The organism is Sphingopyxis sp. GW821-FHT10B01 (assembly GCF_059415685.1).
In genome coordinates this window covers 186,020-201,680 of record NZ_JBWKNS010000007.1, presented here as the reverse complement: position 1 = coordinate 201,680, position 15,661 = coordinate 186,020, and the positions used below count along the sequence as shown (strand labels likewise).

20 protein-coding genes are annotated in these 15,661 nt (G+C 64.5%); 3 read left to right on the top strand and 17 right to left on the bottom strand.

Annotated features, from left to right (window positions below; genetic code table 11):
- The first annotated feature begins 34 nt into the window (after positions 1 to 34).
- Positions 35 to 223 (top strand): hypothetical protein, encoded by a 189-nt coding sequence (locus tag AC07NV_RS20075; protein ID WP_495168164.1) that lies wholly within the window; start codon positions 35 to 37, stop codon positions 221 to 223.
- A 45-nt stretch (positions 224 to 268) separates the two neighbouring features.
- On the opposite strand, the gene AC07NV_RS20070 is transcribed toward AC07NV_RS20075, so the two are convergent.
- From AC07NV_RS20070 to glmU, 8 genes are read right to left on the bottom strand one after another with little or no spacing between them, the layout of a single operon-like run.
- Complete coding sequence (locus AC07NV_RS20070; RefSeq protein ID WP_495168163.1) at positions 269 to 817, bottom strand: STM3941 family protein; 549 nt, start codon at positions 815 to 817, stop codon at positions 269 to 271.
- The gene (gene glmS, locus AC07NV_RS20065; RefSeq protein ID WP_495168162.1) at positions 817 to 2,640 is read right to left on the bottom strand and encodes a glutamine--fructose-6-phosphate transaminase (isomerizing); all 1,824 of its coding nucleotides are present in this window, start codon (positions 2,638 to 2,640) and stop codon (positions 817 to 819) included. The genes AC07NV_RS20070 and glmS overlap by 1 nt, the downstream gene beginning before the upstream one ends.
- 17 nt (positions 2,641 to 2,657) lie before the next feature.
- The gene (locus AC07NV_RS20060) at positions 2,658 to 3,026 is read right to left on the bottom strand and encodes a PIN domain-containing protein (RefSeq protein ID WP_495168161.1); all 369 of its coding nucleotides are present in this window, start codon (positions 3,024 to 3,026) and stop codon (positions 2,658 to 2,660) included.
- Positions 3,023 to 3,247, bottom strand: coding sequence for a ribbon-helix-helix protein, CopG family (locus tag AC07NV_RS20055; protein WP_495168160.1), 225 nt, complete (start codon positions 3,245 to 3,247; stop codon positions 3,023 to 3,025). Before AC07NV_RS20055 ends, AC07NV_RS20060 begins: the two co-directional genes overlap by 4 nt.
- 38 nt (positions 3,248 to 3,285) lie before the next feature.
- Positions 3,286 to 3,732 carry a GNAT family N-acetyltransferase gene (locus AC07NV_RS20050; protein WP_495168159.1) on the bottom strand — a complete coding sequence of 149 codons (447 nt, stop codon included), beginning with the start codon at positions 3,730 to 3,732 and terminating at the stop codon, positions 3,286 to 3,288.
- Positions 3,733 to 3,745: 13 nt separating this feature from the next.
- On the bottom strand, positions 3,746 to 4,060 hold the full coding sequence (locus AC07NV_RS20045; protein ID WP_495168158.1) for a hypothetical protein: 315 nt from the start codon (positions 4,058 to 4,060) through the stop codon (positions 3,746 to 3,748).
- The gene (locus AC07NV_RS20040) at positions 4,057 to 4,596 is read right to left on the bottom strand and encodes a GNAT family N-acetyltransferase (protein WP_495168157.1); all 540 of its coding nucleotides are present in this window, start codon (positions 4,594 to 4,596) and stop codon (positions 4,057 to 4,059) included. Before AC07NV_RS20040 ends, AC07NV_RS20045 begins: the two co-directional genes overlap by 4 nt.
- A 5-nt stretch (positions 4,597 to 4,601) precedes the next feature.
- Entirely contained in the window at positions 4,602 to 5,963 is a 1,362-nt protein-coding gene (glmU, locus tag AC07NV_RS20035) for a bifunctional UDP-N-acetylglucosamine diphosphorylase/glucosamine-1-phosphate N-acetyltransferase GlmU (RefSeq protein ID WP_495168156.1), read from the bottom strand.
- A 59-nt stretch (positions 5,964 to 6,022) separates the two neighbouring features.
- Between glmU and AC07NV_RS20030 the strand changes: the two genes are divergently transcribed.
- Complete coding sequence (locus tag AC07NV_RS20030) at positions 6,023 to 6,685, top strand: HAD-IA family hydrolase (protein WP_495168155.1); 663 nt, start codon at positions 6,023 to 6,025, stop codon at positions 6,683 to 6,685.
- Here the strand turns inward: AC07NV_RS20030 and AC07NV_RS20025 are convergent.
- The 8 genes from AC07NV_RS20025 to AC07NV_RS19990 all read right to left on the bottom strand — a co-directional run bounded on the left by AC07NV_RS20025 (position 6,649) and on the right by AC07NV_RS19990 (position 14,280).
- The gene (locus AC07NV_RS20025; RefSeq protein WP_495168154.1) at positions 6,649 to 7,695 is read right to left on the bottom strand and encodes a nucleotidyltransferase domain-containing protein; all 1,047 of its coding nucleotides are present in this window, start codon (positions 7,693 to 7,695) and stop codon (positions 6,649 to 6,651) included. The two genes, AC07NV_RS20030 and AC07NV_RS20025, sit on opposite strands and share 37 nt — an antisense overlap.
- Complete coding sequence (locus AC07NV_RS20020) at positions 7,692 to 8,558, bottom strand: HprK-related kinase A (RefSeq protein WP_495168153.1); 867 nt, start codon at positions 8,556 to 8,558, stop codon at positions 7,692 to 7,694. Before AC07NV_RS20020 ends, AC07NV_RS20025 begins: the two co-directional genes overlap by 4 nt.
- The gene (locus AC07NV_RS20015; protein ID WP_495168152.1) at positions 8,555 to 8,836 is read right to left on the bottom strand and encodes an HPr-rel-A system PqqD family peptide chaperone; all 282 of its coding nucleotides are present in this window, start codon (positions 8,834 to 8,836) and stop codon (positions 8,555 to 8,557) included. Before AC07NV_RS20015 ends, AC07NV_RS20020 begins: the two co-directional genes overlap by 4 nt.
- Positions 8,829 to 9,275: a MarR family winged helix-turn-helix transcriptional regulator gene (locus AC07NV_RS20010; RefSeq protein WP_495168151.1), complete on the bottom strand. Its 447-nt coding sequence runs from the start codon at positions 9,273 to 9,275 to the stop codon at positions 8,829 to 8,831. The genes AC07NV_RS20015 and AC07NV_RS20010 overlap by 8 nt, the downstream gene beginning before the upstream one ends.
- Before the next feature lie 82 nt (positions 9,276 to 9,357).
- The gene (locus AC07NV_RS20005) at positions 9,358 to 11,403 is read right to left on the bottom strand and encodes a TonB-dependent receptor (protein ID WP_495168150.1); all 2,046 of its coding nucleotides are present in this window, start codon (positions 11,401 to 11,403) and stop codon (positions 9,358 to 9,360) included.
- Complete coding sequence (maiA, locus tag AC07NV_RS20000) at positions 11,400 to 12,032, bottom strand: maleylacetoacetate isomerase (RefSeq protein WP_495168149.1); 633 nt, start codon at positions 12,030 to 12,032, stop codon at positions 11,400 to 11,402. Before maiA ends, AC07NV_RS20005 begins: the two co-directional genes overlap by 4 nt.
- A gap of 8 nt (positions 12,033 to 12,040) precedes the next feature.
- Complete coding sequence (locus AC07NV_RS19995; protein WP_495168148.1) at positions 12,041 to 13,069, bottom strand: SO2930 family diheme c-type cytochrome; 1,029 nt, start codon at positions 13,067 to 13,069, stop codon at positions 12,041 to 12,043.
- Complete coding sequence (locus tag AC07NV_RS19990; protein ID WP_495168147.1) at positions 13,066 to 14,280, bottom strand: parallel beta-helix domain-containing protein; 1,215 nt, start codon at positions 14,278 to 14,280, stop codon at positions 13,066 to 13,068. Before AC07NV_RS19990 ends, AC07NV_RS19995 begins: the two co-directional genes overlap by 4 nt.
- Before the next feature lie 149 nt (positions 14,281 to 14,429).
- Between AC07NV_RS19990 and AC07NV_RS19985 the strand changes: the two genes are divergently transcribed.
- Complete coding sequence (locus AC07NV_RS19985; protein ID WP_495168146.1) at positions 14,430 to 14,792, top strand: DUF2147 domain-containing protein; 363 nt, start codon at positions 14,430 to 14,432, stop codon at positions 14,790 to 14,792.
- Positions 14,793 to 14,896: 104 nt separating this feature from the next.
- Here the strand turns inward: AC07NV_RS19985 and AC07NV_RS19980 are convergent, their stop codons facing one another.
- Positions 14,897 to 15,592: an aspartate/glutamate racemase family protein gene (locus tag AC07NV_RS19980; protein WP_495168145.1), complete on the bottom strand. Its 696-nt coding sequence runs from the start codon at positions 15,590 to 15,592 to the stop codon at positions 14,897 to 14,899.
- Positions 15,593 to 15,661 lie beyond the last annotated feature (69 nt).

The window sequence follows — 15,661 nt, the reverse complement described above, 5'->3', positions numbered from 1 at the left end:
CCCGCCTAGAGCCCCGATGAACAGGAGACATCCCATGAAATTCATCGAACTCAAGTCGCGCGGCGGCAATTATCTGGTCGTTGCCGAAAATGTCGCCTGGCTCCGCGATTATGAAAATGGCCAGACGCAGGTCGGCATGGTCGGCGGCGCGCCGCTGCTGGTCGCCGGCCAGATCGAGGAGATTGCGGCGTCGATCCTCGCGCAGGCGAACGCGGCGGAGTGACGGCCATGGTCGGCGCTGCGGCCCTCGAAATCGAAAATGATATCCTCAAACACCCCGGCGTCCGAAGCCCCTCTGCGGCGGTTGCGGCGCAACCGGGGGGCGCTGATGCGCGCTGTGATAATATTCGATCGCGGCGACGACATCATTGAAACTGCGATCCATGCCGCTCAGGCTGATTGCGATATCACCGCCGGTCAGTAACCGGTTCGTTGCCGACAATTTCCCCGAAAGCGTTCTCGAAGGATAGCGATTGGGCTGGACGAGATGCAGAATCGGAAATTTCTGCCTCCTGAACGCCCACACTGAAACCGCGCTGATCTCGCCCCATGGTATCGTCTGTTCGGACCATTTCCTGTAGTAGATGCCGCTATCCGAAATCCGGATCTGGATATCGTCATTGAAGAGCTGACTGCCAACCACGGCCGCGCCGGCTCCGAAGAAGATGATCGAAAGCCAGCCAACCCATTCCTTGCCCGGCTTGGGAGCAGGACCCGCGATGCCCGCAATCCAGACGCCCGCCACAACAAAAGCAAGGCTACCCAATATGATCAACAAAATTCGCCAACGGGAATTCCGGGCAACCAGCGGCTGCATCACTCCACCGTAACCGACTTCGCCAAGTTCCGCGGCTGGTCGACGTCGGTCCCCTTCGCGACGGCGACATGATAGGCCAGCAACTGCACCGGCACCGCATACACCAAAGGCGCGATCAGCGGGTGGACCTTGGGCATTTCGATCGTCGCCATGCAGCCGTCGCCCGCTTCGGCGAGGCCCTCGGCGTCGCTGATCAGCACGACCTTGCCGCCGCGCGCCATGACTTCCTGCATGTTGCTGACGGTCTTTTCGAACAAGGGCCCGCTGGGTGCGAGGACGATCACCGGGACCGCCTCGTCGATCAGCGCGATCGGGCCGTGTTTCATCTCGCCCGAGGCGTAACCTTCGGCGTGAATGTACGAGATTTCCTTGAGCTTGAGCGCGCCTTCGAGCGCCAGCGGATAGTCGGGGCCGCGGCCGAGATAGAGCACGTCGCGCGCCGGGGCGACGAGGTGCGCCATCTTCGCAATCTCTTCGTCGTGCGCCAGCGCAGCGTTGAGTGCGGCGGGCGCCTCGATCAGATGCTTGACGATCTCGCGCTCCTCATCGGCGCTAAGCTTGCCTTTCTTGAGCGCGAGATGCGCGGCGAGCGCGGCGAGCACCGCGAGCTGGCAGGTAAAGGCCTTCGTCGACGCAACGCCGATTTCGGGACCCGCGTGGGTCGGGAGCAGCAGGTCGGCCTCGCGCGCCATGCTGCTCGTGGGCACGTTGACGACGACCGCGATCGTCTGGCCGTTCGCCTTGCAGTGGCGCAGCGCCGCGAGCGTGTCGGCGGTCTCGCCCGATTGCGAGATGAAGAGCGCCAGCCCGCCGGGCTGGAGCACGGGGTCGCGATAGCGGAACTCTGACGCGACATCGATGTCGACGGGAACGCGCGCGAAGGTTTCGAACCAGTATTTCGCGACCATGCCGGCATAGAAGCTGGTGCCGCACGCGACGATGGTGATGCGCTCGACACCTGCGAGGTCGAAGTCCATCTGCGGCAGTGCGACGGTCTGTTCGAGCGGGCGGATGTAGGAGGAGAGCGTCTGCGCGACCACGGTCGGCTGCTCGAAAATCTCCTTCTGCATGAAGTGGCGGTAATTGCCCTTCTCGATCGTTGCGGCGGTCACGCCCGACGTGGTGATTTCGCGCGTGACCGGCGTGTTGTCGGCGTCGAAGATCTGCGCGCCCTCGCGCGTGATGACGACCCAGTCGCCCTCGTCGAGATACGCGATCTTCTGCGTCAGCGGCGCGAGCGCGAGCGCATCGCTACCGAGATATGTTTCGCCGTCGCCATAGCCGACGACGAGCGGCGAACCGAGCCGCGCGCCGATCAGCAGGTCGGGATGCTGGCGGAAGGCGATGGCGAGCGCAAAAGCACCGCGAAGCTGCGGCAGCACCGCCTTGACCGCATCCTGCGGCGACAGGCCGGCCTCGACCTGCTCGGAAACGAGGTGCGCGACAACTTCGGTATCGGTGTCGCTTTCGAACTTGCGGCCACGCGCGGTCAGCGCCTCACGCAGCGGCTTGAAATTCTCGATGATCCCGTTGTGGACGAGCGCGACTTCGCCCGTCGCGTGCGGGTGCGCGTTGCTCGTCGTCGGCGCGCCGTGGGTCGCCCACCGCGTGTGTGCGACGCCGACGGTCCCCGAAGCGGGATTTCCCGCCAGTTCCTTGACCAGATTGCCAAGCTTGCCCTCGGCGCGGCGGCGGATCAGCTGGCCGCCCTCGACCGTGCAGACGCCCGCCGAATCATAGCCGCGATATTCCATGCGCTTCAGCCCGTCGACGAGGCGATCCGCCACCTGGTCCTTGCCGATGATTCCGATAATTCCGCACATGTTGGTCTGGCTTTCTTCTAAAGCGTGTAGGGAACGCGAATACCCGGCATTGCGGCCGGAAACACCTTGATATTGCGGGTCACGAGGATGCGACCCGAGATTTGTGCGGTCGCCAGAACAAAGGCGTCGGCCATCGTCAAGCCCTTGCGTTCGGCGCGCAATGCCGCGGCGCGGCGCGCGACCGCATCGCCGACCTCTTCGAGCGCGAAACAGCCGAGGAACGCCTCGACCGCTTTTACCGATGCCGGGTCGGCGGCCGACATCACTTCGGTCCAGCTGATCCGGCTGATGCTCTTTCGCCCCGCGCGGCGGATTTCGGCGCGCGCGGCCTCGACGCCGTTGAGCGCGTCGATCAGGATATCGCTGTCGAACTGCGCGTCGATCATTCGCGCTTTCCCCGCAGGCGCCGCTGATATTTCAGTCCGTCACCGATGTCATCACGGCCGCGCCAGATACCGAACGCGTTATCGATCGCATCGCCCGATATGTCGGCACGATAGGACGCAACCGCCCGCCGCACGAGCTCTGCACGCGACACGCCCTGTTCGCTGGCAAGTGCGTCGAGCCACTGGATGTCGTCATCGGGGATGTCGGCGAGGAAGCGCATGTCTCATTGATATCATATCATGATATCAAATCAAGCCGTCAACTCTTTCGATACATAAGAAAGCCCGACTTTTCGGCAATGCGATCGTAAAGCGTCATCGCTGTTTCGTTCGTTTCGTGCGTCAGCCAGTAAACGCGCGGAAGCGACAGATCCTGTGCGGCGCGATAGACCGCCTCGATCAACGCGCGGCCGACACCCTGCCCGCGCGCCTCGCCGTTGGTAAAAAGATCCTGCAGGTAGAGCGACGGCAGCAACGACGTCGTGCTGCGATGAAGTAGATAGTGGGTGAGGCCGAGAAGCGCGCCGTCCCGCTCGGCAACGAGCGCGAACATCGGCTCATAGGGATCGAAAAAACGATCCCATGTCGCCGCGGTTATTTCGGGCGCCAATGCCGTGTCGCCGCTGCGTCCGTAGAAAGCGTTGTAGCCGTCCCACAGAGGGAGCCAGCCATCATAGTCGGCTCGTGTTGCCGGTCGGACAGTCAATGCATTTGCCAAGTCAGCTCTGCCCGAAATTCCGGTCGACGAAGATCATCGCGAACTGTCGCGGATCGGGTGCCTCGCCATTGCCGGCCGCAAAGCGCGCCTTGCCGTCGGTCCAGATCTTCAGAATCTGCGCGGGCAATTCGGGCCCGAACTTCATCTGCTGTTCGACGATCTGCTCCCAGCTTCCCTTCGCGCCAAAGCTCTGCTCGAGCTGCGGCACCATCGCCTTGCACCAGGTCTCGGTCGCCGCGTCGAGATGGCCGATCGCCTTCAGCACCCATGCGTCGACAAAACGCAGGAAGGGCTTGTCGGTGTAGCGGTCGGTCACGTCTTTTTCTCCATCATCCATTCGTCCTGCAGCAGTCCGAAGATCAGCGAATCGCGGACGCCGATATGCGTTTCCCATTCACCGCGCAGTCGCCCTTCATATTGGAAGCCCATCCGCTTCAGTAAAGTGATCGACCCGGTATTTTCCGGGTAGGTATCGGCAAAGATGCGTCGCAGTTTCAGATCATCGAAACCATGGTCGATCACCCGCTCGACTGCTTCGCGCGCGATGCCGCGGCCCCAATGGTCGCGATGCAGGATATAACCGATCTCTTTCACATCGGGCTTGCCGTCGATCAGGATCACCCAGCCGAGCGCGACATCGTCGCCCGCAGTAATCGCCCAGCAATCGAAGCCTTGCCCCTCGCCCGCGTTGCTTTGGACATAGTCCTCCGTCTCGGCGAGCGACTGGTGCGGGCCGCTCGACCACCAGGTCATCAGCTCGGCGTCGGACAGGACGGGATAGAGCGCAGCGGCATCGTTCGCGCGGATCTGGCGCAGCACAAGGCGCGGGGTCGTCAGCTTCGGCGCGGGCATGATCGTTACTTCCCCGCCTTTTTCTTGCGCATCGCGTCGTGGAAGCGGTCGGCCCAGCCGGGCTTGATCAGTTGCTCGCCGCGGACAAGGCGCAGCTCGCCATCGGCAACATCGCGCGTCACCGCGCTGCCCGCCGCCACGATCGCGTCGCGGCCGATCTTGACCGGCGCAACGAGCGCGCTGTTCGACCCGATGAAGGCATTCTCGCCGATCTCGGTCTTGTATTTGAAATAGCCGTCATAGTTGCAGGTGATCGTACCCGCGCCGATATTCGCGCCGGCGCCCACCGTGACGTCGCCCAGATAGGTAAGGTGGTTCGCCTTGGCGCCCTTGCCCAGCACCGCCTTTTTCGTCTCGACGAAATTGCCGATCTTGGCTTTCTCGCCAAGGATCGTCCCGGGACGCAGCCGCGCAAAGGGGCCGACCTCGCAGCCTTCGCCGATCACAGCGCCCTCGATATGGCTGTTCGCGCGGATCTTCACCCCGTTCGCGACCGTTACGCCGGGGCCAAAGAAGACATTGGGCTCGATCAACACGTCACGGCCCAACTGCGTATCCCATGCGAACCAGACGGTGCCGGGGGCGATCAGGCTGGCGCCGTCGGCCATCGCCTGAACCCGTCGCCGCGCCTGCCATTCGCCTTCCATCGCGGCGAGTTCGCCCCGGCTGTTGATGCCCGCCACATCATAGGGATCGGTCACGACCACGGCGCAATGGCGTCCGTCGGCGTTCGCGATATTGACGATATCGACGAGATAATATTCCTTCGACGCATTATCGTCGGTGACGCGCGAAAGCAGCCCAAACAGGTCCGCCGACTTCGCCGCCATCAGCCCCGAATTGCAGAGCCGCACCGCGCGTTCGGCTTCGGTCGCATCCTTGTGCTCGACCATCTTGGTGACGCGGTCGCCCCCCTCCGAATCTTTGGCGGTGATGACGCGGCCATATTGCTGCGCATCGGCGGGTTCGAACGCCAGAACCACAACCGCGGGTCCATCGGGGGCATTGAGGCGGTCGATCATCGCCTGCATCGTCGCGGCGGGAACGAAGGGCACGTCGCCATAAAGGATCAGCACGTCGCCATCGAAACCCGCCAGCGCCTGCTCGCCCTGCTGCACCGCATGGCCGGTACCAAGCTGCGGGTTCTGCACCGCAAGCTCTGCGCTGCCGGCCAGCGCGGCCTCGAGTTGATCGGCCTTGTCCCCGACGATCACGACCTTCTTCGCCGGGCCGAGTTCGTCGACGCTGGCCATCAGATGCAACAGCATCGGGCGCCCCGCGATCGGGTGCAGCACCTTATGCAGGTCGGACTTCATGCGGGTTCCCTTGCCCGCGGCAAGGACGATAGCGGCGATTGGATTGCTCATGCGCGCTGCCATGCCAGCAAATCATTGCGGTTTCCAGAGCATCGCGCCATGCGCGGCCAATGAACCGATTCCCTTTTGCGATCGTCGGCTTCGACCTCGACGGCACGCTCCTCGATACGCTCGGCGACCTTGCCGCCGCGGTCAATCATGCGCTGGCACTGATGGACCGCGCTCCGTTGAGCACGGACGCCGTGCGGCCGATGATCGGGCGCGGCGCAAAGCATATGCTCGAGGAAGGGCTGCGTGCGTCCGGCGGCGTCCCCGATGGTGCGGTCGAGCGGCTTTATCCCGAACTACTGCGCTTCTATGAAGCGCATATCGCGGTCCACAGCCGGCTCTTTCCCGGCGTGATCGACGCGCTCGACCGGCTCGATGCACTGGGCGTCCGGACCGCGGTCGTCACCAACAAGGCCGAGCATCTGGCGCGCGTCTTGCTCGGAGAATTCGGCCTTGCAGGCCGCATGGCGACGATCATCGGCGGCGACACATTGGGTGTCCGCAAGCCCGCGCCCGAACCGATCTTTGCGATGATCGAGCGATGCGGCGACGGCCGCACAGCGTTCGTTGGCGACAGCATTTATGACGTAATGGCGGCGAAGAATGCCGGTGTGCCCAGTATCGCCGTGAGCTTCGGATTTCTCGACCGGCCCGTCGCCGAACTCGGCGCCGGCCATGTCATCGACCATTACGACGATTTGGTGCCGCTGCTCGAAACGCTCTGACGCTTCCGCCACTTCGTCCACAAATGCTTCGCGAGCATCGTGGGAGGCATCCGCAGCCAGTGCGAGCGGATATAGAAAGCCTGTTCGAGCAACGGGTTCGTCACCCGCCCCCAATCGTCGCGCGCGAACAGGCGGCGGCGGAACCAGATGTCGGCCGGATCCTGCCGATCCCATCCGCCGGGAAGCACTGCACCGTAAAGATCGCGCGCCAGCCGCGCCGCGCGGTGCACCGCCGCGCGCAGCCCGTGCAGAGCCGCGCGCTGCTCGAGCTGCGTCCAGAAGCCTGGATCGGCCGTAGCGAAATCGCGGGTCATCGTGTAAAAGTCCCACAGGTTGCGCAGCCCGCCCTGCAAGTCGCCGTCGGCGAGCATATGCGCTGCACAATGGCACGCCATGTCGGCCGGGTTCAGCACCGCAAAACCGTCGTCACTGGTCACGGCATCGCTCATCAGCGCGAGCGCATCGGGGGTGATCCGGTGGGTCCGCGGCAGGATCGTGTGGTGCACGTCGATCATCCGGTCGCGCGTCCGGTGGATCAGCGGCGGAAGCTCGTGCATATGCTCGCGGTAATAGGCGTCGTCATAGGGATCGGGCTTCACCCATTCCCACCCCGCGTTGAGCAGTTCATTCTCGGCGCGGCGGATGTCGGACCCGAGCACGAGGATGTCGAGGTCGCCGATCTGGCGTCCTTCGGAGCATGCCATGCCGACCGCGGCATAGGCAGCGCCCTTGAGCAGCACGAATTCGATGCCCACGGGCGCAAGCGCGCGCCGCGCCATCTCGGCCTCCCACTGCGCCTGCCGCTGCGCGACCGCGGCAGCGGCGCGCTGGTCGACGAACAGCGCGGCGACCGCGGGCGGCAGGTCGGCGTCGGCCAGACGGTGCGCCAGCGTCGCGAGCATCGCTTCGCTCCGCGCGACGCCGATCACGCCATCCCATTCGCGCGGCGCAAGCGCACCCGCTTCGCGACGCCCGGCGAGCAGGTCGACAAAGGTCCGCACCGCGCTCATCGCCGGGTTTCCGCCCACAATTGCGCGACCAGCGCCATGCCGGCGGCGCTGTCGGGATAGGAGATGCCGAAAGCGGGCGTTTCGCGAACCAGCCGCGTCAGCGCGGCAAAGCCCGCCTCGCCCAGCGCGACATAATTGGTCGACGCCTCGGTCAGCCGCACAAAGGCTTCGCCCTCTCCCATCGGCTCGACCGCGACCTCGCCACCGAAGCGCGGGAAAAGCAGCAACGCGGGGCGCGCGGGTTCGTGCATCGCGGCGATGGCTTCGGGCCGCGGGATCAAATGACGGATATCGCCCTTCGGTGTCCCGGCGAGCAGCGGGCCAAGCCGCGCGGCGTCGACCTGCGCCGCAACCTCGGCGATCGCCTCATTCTTCAGGCTGACCGCGCGCGGAAAAGCAAAGGCGTCGCCACCGGTGGGGTCAATCAGCGTGAACTCATCGCCCATCAGCCGCCAGGCGCCTTCGCCCAGCAAGGCCGCAAGGGTCGATTTGCCCGAACCCGATTCGCCCGACATGATCACGGCGCGCCCGTCGCGCGCGACAGCGCTGGCGTGGAGCAGCAGGTGCCGCCGCCAGCCCAGCGCGACCTGCAAATTCATCCCCATCTCGGCGGCAAGCAGCCCCATCGATAGCGGCAGCGGCAGCGCGTCGGGGACGATGAAATCGCCACCGATATGAACCGATGGCCGCAGCCAGCGCCGCCATGGCCGCGCGGCGAACAATCGCACCGTCGCTTCGGCGGGGCGAGCATCGTCCTGCGGATAGCCGGCATAGAGATGTCCGAGCGCCGCGATCGGTTCGGCCCAATCGCTCCCGATACGGAATTGCACCGGACCGACGGCAATGCGCACATGATGCCTCACGCGCGCGCCACCAGCCCCATCGCGGCAAGCTCGCCCAGCCGTTCAGCCAGGATCGGCCGCACATCCTCGTCGCCATCGAGATCGAATGTCGCGGCCAGACGCGCGGCCAAGGTTGCAGCGTTGCATATGTCGAGGGCCATCGCGCCGAGTATCTCGGGCATCGGCGACACGACCAGATGCGTCTGCATCGACCGCCGGTCGAAAATCGCGGTCAGTTCGCCGAGCGGCTCGATACGCAGCACGCCCGGCGGCGCGGCGCGATAGGCGCGATCAACCATAGTCTTCGGCGGCGGCGGTCAGTTTCGCGAGAATGGCAAGCAGCGTCGCTCGTTCGTCAGCGCTGATGTTCGATTCAAGCTGCGCTTCGCTCGCGAGCGCCGCAGGGACGATCGCGTCATAGAGCGAATATCCCGTTTCGGTGAGTTCGAGGTGGTGCGAGCGCCCGTCGGCCTCGTGCGCCTGCCGCGCGATCAGCTGACGATCGGCCAGAGCCTTCGCCGCCCGGTTGACCGTGACCTTGTCCATACGCGTCGCCTCGACGAGCTCGCGCTGGGTCTTCGGCTGCCCTTCGCCCAGAATCGCCATCAGCCGCCATTCGGGAATTTTCAGCCCGAACCTGTTCTCATATTCGGCGGCGATCCGGCTCGACAGGGCATTCGATGCGATGGACAGGCGGTACGGCAGGAAATTGTCGAGATTCAGCTTCTTCGCGGCCATGCCTTATCCATCTCCCACCCGAAACCCCAGCGGCGCCCATCCTATCGCCTGTTTCAGGCCTGTGAAGATCAATATGGGAAAATCAGAAAGAAACGCGCGCGCCGATCCACAGCGTCCGCGGCGTCGCGCGCTCGACGATGCCCGATGACGAGATCGCGGCGGGCACCAACTCGTCGAACAGATTTTCACCGCGCGCCTCGATGCTGATCGCCTTGGCCAGTTTCCACGACAGCCCGGCATCGACCGTCAGGGCATCGCCCAGTTCGAGCAGCCCCAGATCATCCTCATTCTGCTTGCCGACATAGCGCAGCGTCGCAAAGCCGCCGAACGGGCCGCTCGCATTGCTGCGCAGCGACACGCTGCCGCCATGCTTGGCGATCTGCGCCGGGCGGCGGCCGTCGAGCGTTGCCGCTCCGCCCGAGGCGTCGACCTTCGCATCGGTAAAGGCATAGGTCGCACGCAGCGTTGCCGGGCCGATCCGCTGTTCGGCGCTGACCTCGATCCCCTTGCTGTCGATCGCATCGAGATTCTGCCGCTGGTTGAGGTTCGGCGCGAGCGTCACATTGGCGATCGCGTTCGTCAGATGATTGGCAAAGACCGTCGCCGACAGCTTGGTATCGCCACTGTTCCAGTCGACGCCGACCTCGCCGCCCCACAGTCGTTCGGGCTTCAACATCTCGTTCGCGGTCGTCACCTCCGCCCCGACGCGAAACGGGCGGTAGAGTTCGTTGAGAGTGGGCAGGCGCCAGCCGCGATAGGCGGCGGCGCGCAGTGCGAACGCGTACGACGCCCAGCGTACGGAAGCACGGCCACTCCCTTCCCAGCCCCGGCGCGAAGGAAAGCCGAGGTCGGCAATCACCGATCCGCCGATATTCCGTTCGAGCCGATAGCCGGTACCGAGCGACCAGCGGTCGAGCCGGCCGCTCAGGCTCGCCATGCCCCCTTCTTCGGCGTTACCCGCCGTGCCTTCGACGAAAAGGCCCGCCGTGTCGCTGCTTCCGCCTGCGACACGATGGCGGCCCGGCGTCACCCCGCTGAAGAAGAAATCTTCTTCGGTCCGGCCGACCGTACGCCGCCAGTCGATGCCGAGACGGAGCCATTTGTCCTGACCCAGCGCCGGCCGCAGTTCCAGCCGCCCCCCGAGCCCCGTCGCGGGCACGCGCTGAAAAAGTGCGGGCGCGACACTGTTGCGATTGGCCGCCACGCTCGCAAAGCCGCTTTCGAAATCTCGAAGCTGGACATAGGCGAGGGCGAGCCATTGGGTTTGATCATACGGATCGTGCACAATGCGCAAACTCGCATCGACGCCGTCGACCTTGCTGTCGGTGAAATCGGTCCCCCGGTCACGCCGGTCGGAAAAACCGCGCAGGCTGGCTTCGACACGCGTTTGCGCACCGGCATCGAAGCGAAGGCGCAATCCCAATCCGCCTTGCTCGTAAGGCGCCGCACGGTCGATCGCCCCGCGCTGCCCCTTGATCACCGGAACGAAGCCGTCGCCGCGACTATAGCGCCCGTCGATGGCGACTTCACCATTTCCGATCCGGCCCCCGATCGAAGCCGACGCGTCCCAGCTGTCGCGGCTTCCATAGGCAAGGCTCGCCTCGGAATCTCGGGTCATGGTCGAATAAAGGGCTATCGTGCCGGCCAGGGCGCCCGGCCCATCGGCGCCGCTCCCGCCGCCGCGCGCGATCGCAACGCCGCCGAGATGGATTGCATCATAGGCGCTCCAGGCAACCCAACCGCCGAAGGGATCGGCCTGCGGCACCCCATCGAGCGTTACGAGCGCGCGGCTCGACGCATTGCCGCCGAGTCCTCGCAATGTGACGCCCTGGCTCGTCGGGTGTGCGGAGCGACCGTCCGAGCGGCGAAACTGGACGAGGCCGGCTTCGTCGCGCAACCGGTTCTCGACGCGAGCGCCGATACCTGGATCGAGGCGCGTCAGGGTCGTGACGCTTTGCAGACGGCGCGCGTGGTCGCGCAGCAGCCCGCCGTTCACGACGATCGCCTCGGGGTCATATTTCCCTATCGGGATGATGATCTGGCCGTCCGGGTGGGGATCGGCGACCTCCTGCCCCATCGCCATCGCCGGCAGCGCCAGCGCGGCCACCCCCGTCAGCAGCCGAATCACGCGGGCTTCACTGCATCGGGATGCGCGCGCTGAAACGCCTCATGCGCCATGCAAGCCGCGTCGATTTCGACCAGCCGCGGATAATCGTCCAGCGGCACCTCGAAGCGCCGCGCGTTGTACATCTGGGGCACGAGGCAGCAGTCGGCGATCCCCGGCGTTTCGCCCCCCAGATAGTGCCCATCGCCCGCCATCGCCTCGAGCGCCTCAAACCCCTGCGCGATCCATGTCGCGATCCAGCGATCCTTCGTCTGCTCGTTGAGCCCCAGATCGCGCGTCAGATATTTGAGCACGCGCAAATTGTTGAGCGGATGGATGTCGCTCGCGATCACCTGCGCCCGCGCAAGCGCGACCGCGCGCGGCATCGCCTCCTCGGGGATCAGCCGCGGTTCGGGAAAAGCGCGGTCGATCCAGTCGATGATCGCCATGCTCTGGATGATCGGTTCGCCATCGACGACGAGCATCGGCACAAAGCCCTGCGCATTCTGCTCCAGATAGGCGTCGCTACGCTGCTCGCCCGCGATCAGGCTGACCTCGACGCGCTCATAGGCGAGCCCTTTGAGATTGAGCGCGATGCGGACGCGGAAGCTCGCGGACGAACGGAAATAGTCGTGGAGAACAAGCTGGGTCATGGCGCCGTCTAATGCGATGCTTTGGGCATCTCCGCAATCCATTGCCGTAGCAGCGCCGCGCCTTCCTTGTGCACCGTCGAGCGTCCGACCTCGGGCATCGCGATGCCAGGATCGGTGCTTTCGAGGCGATAGACGAGGAAGCTATGCGCGGGGTCGCCGGGCGCGATCGCGAAATCCACGCCCCCGCTGCCGCGTCCCGCCGCCGTCGGGCGCTTGCCAATGCCATAGTTCACACCCGCCGGGTCGTCGGTCCAGCGCAGGAACAACCCGCTGTTCGACGCGCTGCCCGCTGGGTTGTGGCAATGCGCGCAATTGACGTCGAGATAGGCGCGGGCGCGGTCGGCGACGCTGCCAGACTTGGGGTCGTCCCACTGCGGCATCATGGGTTTGAGCATCGCCGGATTCTCGAAATAGAGACTGCGCAGATGACCCGACGCCGCGGGGTCGAGGATGAAGTTCCGCGCCTTGGGGCCGATCGGCACGATCTCGCCGCTCAGGCTGTGGCATTCCTTGCACTGATTCTTGTTGGGCACGGCGTAACGGATGCTGTGAATCTCGCCATCGGGGCTCTTGAAGGTCACCGGCACGCGGCGCCCGCCAAGCGCCAGCGTCGCGTCCTTGCCGTCGGTATCCCAGATATAGGGCAGCGCCGTCCAGCCGCCCGCGCGCCGGATCAGCAGTCGCGTCTCGACCGGACGCCCGTCATTGACGTCGCTCCAACCGAAGCTTTTGACCAGCACCGTCCCGACCGGGAAGTCGATTACACCGTCCGCGCCAACCTTCGCCTTCCTGCCTGCAGGGATCGAGATAAAGCGGTGCTTGTCGGTATAGTCGCTGAACAAAGGTGCGCGCAGCGTATAACCGACACCGGTCGCAGGCGTTTTCGGATCGTTGCCGCGGAACAGCCCGAATGCCGACAGTTTCGGCGGCATCGCCTCGCTGTCGATGACTTGCTGATCGACGCCCGGCGCCGGTACCGCCGCGACCCCGCTGACACAAAGCAGCGCGACCGCCAGCGCAGCGAAAGCGCGTCTCACCGAACCTTCGCCTCCATCGCGTCGGGCAGTTCGATCGCGGGCAGCGCCGCGGGCGGCGTACCCTTCGACAGGTCGGCGGGCGATGGCTTCGCCTCGCTCTGCGGGCTCTTCACATCGGGCAGGTTCAGCGACAGCACGCCAACCTTGTCGAGCACGACCGCGTCGCCCGCGCCGTCCCACAGCACCGGCGGAATGCTGCCGCCCATCGCCGCGGCGATCATGTCGCCGCCAGGGAATTTGGGCGCATAGCCCGCCTTGCCATGCTGGTTGCCGCGCACGACGATCGCGCGGGGCAGCGGCTGATATTTCGGGTCCTTATGCTCATAGCGATAGCCGACGATCATCACGTTGGCGGTGCCATTGTCGGCAAAGACATTGTCGAAGATCTCGACATTGCGGTTCGCCATGATCAGCACGCCGGTCCCGGTCGGTACGCTCGCGACGATATTGCCCTTCGGCGCGAAATTGGGCGTGCTGTTGTCGTTCACGATATTTTCGAAGACGCGGACATTATGGCCGCCCTGCATCGGCAGGCTGGGCAGGTCGAACACGAGGATCCCGCCGGTATTCTTTGTCGCGATATTGTCGTGAACGTCGGCGTCATAGCTGTTCTCGATCTCGATCCCCGCGACATTTTCGGTGGCGATCGAATCGCGGACGACGATATTCTTCGACTGCCCGACATAGATGCCCGCATCCGACGCGCCGCGAACGTAAACGCTGTCGATCAGCACATCGCTGCTCTCGACCGGATAAATGCCATAGGCGCCGTTGGTTTCCTTCGGCCCCGCGGTCCATTCGACGCGCAGCTTGTGATAGACGATGCGGTCGGCGCCCTTCGACTTAATGCCGTCGCCCTTGGTATTGAGCACCGCGAATTGCGTCAGGAACACATCGTCCGACGTGACGAGCAGTCCCTCGCCCGCGCCCTGCTGACCCGAAAAATCGAGCGCCGATCCGCCCTCGCCCGCCCCGGCGCCGCGCACGGTCACATTGGCGACATCGAGTGACAGGCCGTCGGCAAGGTGCCAGACGCCCGCGCCCAATTGCACGACATCGCCCGGCTGCGCGAGGATCAGCGCTTCTTGCAGCTTTTCGTTCGCATCGGGCGTTGTCGCACTGACGCTGATCACTTTCGCCGCCGCCGGATGGGCGGCAAGGACCGCTACGATGCAGAGCGTCGCCGCGTGGCGCAGGCCATGGAATCGCATATGTCTCTCCCCTTATTTTCGGAGAGCATGGTGCAAGACTTGACGGATGCCAAGCGATGTTGCTGACATATGCGTAGCTAACCCGGGGAGAGGTCGCTTTGATTCACAGATTTGGTTTGGCGCTTGTCGCCTTGATTGCCGTGCCATCGATGGCCGCCGCGCCCGCGCCCATCGCGGGACGATGGAAAACCGACGATGGCAAGGGCGTCGTCGTCATGGCCGCGTGCGGCAACAAGATGTGCGGGCGGATCGAGCGCCTGCTCGTCAAGCAACCCGCAGGCGGCCAGCTCGACGAGCGCAATCCCGACAAGGCCAAACGCGGCCGCAAGGTCACGGGGCTTCAGATCTACTGGGATCTTGTCCCGCACGGCGACGGCTGGAAGGGCGAAGGCTATAGCCCCGAAGACGGGCGATATTATACGGCACACCTACGCGTGAACGGCGGCAAGATGACGATGAAAGGCTGTGTCAGCCTGTTCTGCCGTACCGTGACCTGGACGAAGATGAGCTAGAGAAACCAAATCCGTTCGTGTCGAGCGAAGTCGAGACACCCCGAAGTCGCACTCGACCGATGGGCATCTCGACTTCGCTCGATGCGAACGGACTTCAGGCCGGCTCAGCCCTCGCCCAAAATCCAGTCGACGCCGGCCGTGACGTGGATGCGCGTCGTATCGTAAATCGGCAGGACATTGGCATCGGTGTCGACCAGCATCACCAGTTCCGTGCACGCCAGCACGATCGCCTGGATGTCCTGCTTTGCGATATCGGTGATGAACGTCTTCATCGTACGGCGCGAACTTTCGTTCACCTTGCCCAGCATCAGCTCTTCATAGATGATCCGGTCGATCTCGTCGGCGCGGCTCGTCTCATAGGGCGCAAGCGTCAACCCGTGACGCACGAGCCGCTGGCGGAACCAGGGCTCGGTCATCACGTTGCGCGTGCCGATGACTGCGGTGGCCTTGATCCCGTCGGCTTTCATCTTCTCGCCGGTTTCGTCGACGATGTGGAGGAGCGGGATCGAAATCGCTGCGGCGATATCCTCGGCAATCTTGTGCATCGAATTGGCCGCAACCATCAGCGCCGTCGCACCCGCCGCCTCGAGCCGCTGCGCCGAAGCGATCAGCACCTCTTTCGCATGCGCCCATTGCTCGGGCGTCGTCAGCCGCGACAACTCGCAATAGTTGAGGCTTTCCATCAGGATCGGCGCCGAACAGGCGGTGCCGAGGCGCTTTTGCACACCCTTGTTGAGATGGCGGTAATAGAGCTCGGTCGATGCCCAGCTCATTCCCCCGATCAGGCCGATTTTACGCATAAGGTCCCTTTAAAAACACGTCGCCCCCGCACAGGCGGGGGCCGCTGGCAACATAGCGCTGCCTTGATA

Excerpts from the sequence above, each read along its gene's own strand:
- AC07NV_RS20075 (WP_495168164.1), top strand. The coding sequence starts at position 35 with ATGAAATTCATCGAACTCAAGTCGCGCGGCGGCAATTATCTGGTCGTT.
- AC07NV_RS20070 (WP_495168163.1), bottom strand. The coding sequence starts at position 817 with ATGCAGCCGCTGGTTGCCCGGAATTCCCGTTGGCGAATTTTGTTGATC.
- glmS (WP_495168162.1), bottom strand. The coding sequence starts at position 2,640 with ATGTGCGGAATTATCGGAATCATCGGCAAGGACCAGGTGGCGGATCGC.
- AC07NV_RS20060 (WP_495168161.1), bottom strand. The coding sequence starts at position 3,026 with ATGATCGACGCGCAGTTCGACAGCGATATCCTGATCGACGCGCTCAAC.
- AC07NV_RS20055 (WP_495168160.1), bottom strand. The coding sequence starts at position 3,247 with ATGCGCTTCCTCGCCGACATCCCCGATGACGACATCCAGTGGCTCGAC.
- AC07NV_RS20040 (WP_495168157.1), bottom strand. The coding sequence starts at position 4,596 with ATGCCCGCGCCGAAGCTGACGACCCCGCGCCTTGTGCTGCGCCAGATC.
- glmU (WP_495168156.1), bottom strand. The coding sequence starts at position 5,963 with ATGAGCAATCCAATCGCCGCTATCGTCCTTGCCGCGGGCAAGGGAACC.
- AC07NV_RS20030 (WP_495168155.1), top strand. The coding sequence starts at position 6,023 with ATGAACCGATTCCCTTTTGCGATCGTCGGCTTCGACCTCGACGGCACG.
- AC07NV_RS20025 (WP_495168154.1), bottom strand. The coding sequence starts at position 7,695 with ATGAGCGCGGTGCGGACCTTTGTCGACCTGCTCGCCGGGCGTCGCGAA.
- AC07NV_RS20015 (WP_495168152.1), bottom strand. The coding sequence starts at position 8,836 with ATGGTTGATCGCGCCTATCGCGCCGCGCCGCCGGGCGTGCTGCGTATC.
- AC07NV_RS20010 (WP_495168151.1), bottom strand. The coding sequence starts at position 9,275 with ATGGCCGCGAAGAAGCTGAATCTCGACAATTTCCTGCCGTACCGCCTG.
- maiA (WP_495168149.1), bottom strand. The coding sequence starts at position 12,032 with ATGACCCAGCTTGTTCTCCACGACTATTTCCGTTCGTCCGCGAGCTTC.
- AC07NV_RS19990 (WP_495168147.1), bottom strand. The coding sequence starts at position 14,280 with ATGCGATTCCATGGCCTGCGCCACGCGGCGACGCTCTGCATCGTAGCG.
- AC07NV_RS19985 (WP_495168146.1), top strand. The coding sequence starts at position 14,430 with ATGGCCGCCGCGCCCGCGCCCATCGCGGGACGATGGAAAACCGACGAT.
- AC07NV_RS19980 (WP_495168145.1), bottom strand. The coding sequence starts at position 15,592 with ATGCGTAAAATCGGCCTGATCGGGGGAATGAGCTGGGCATCGACCGAG.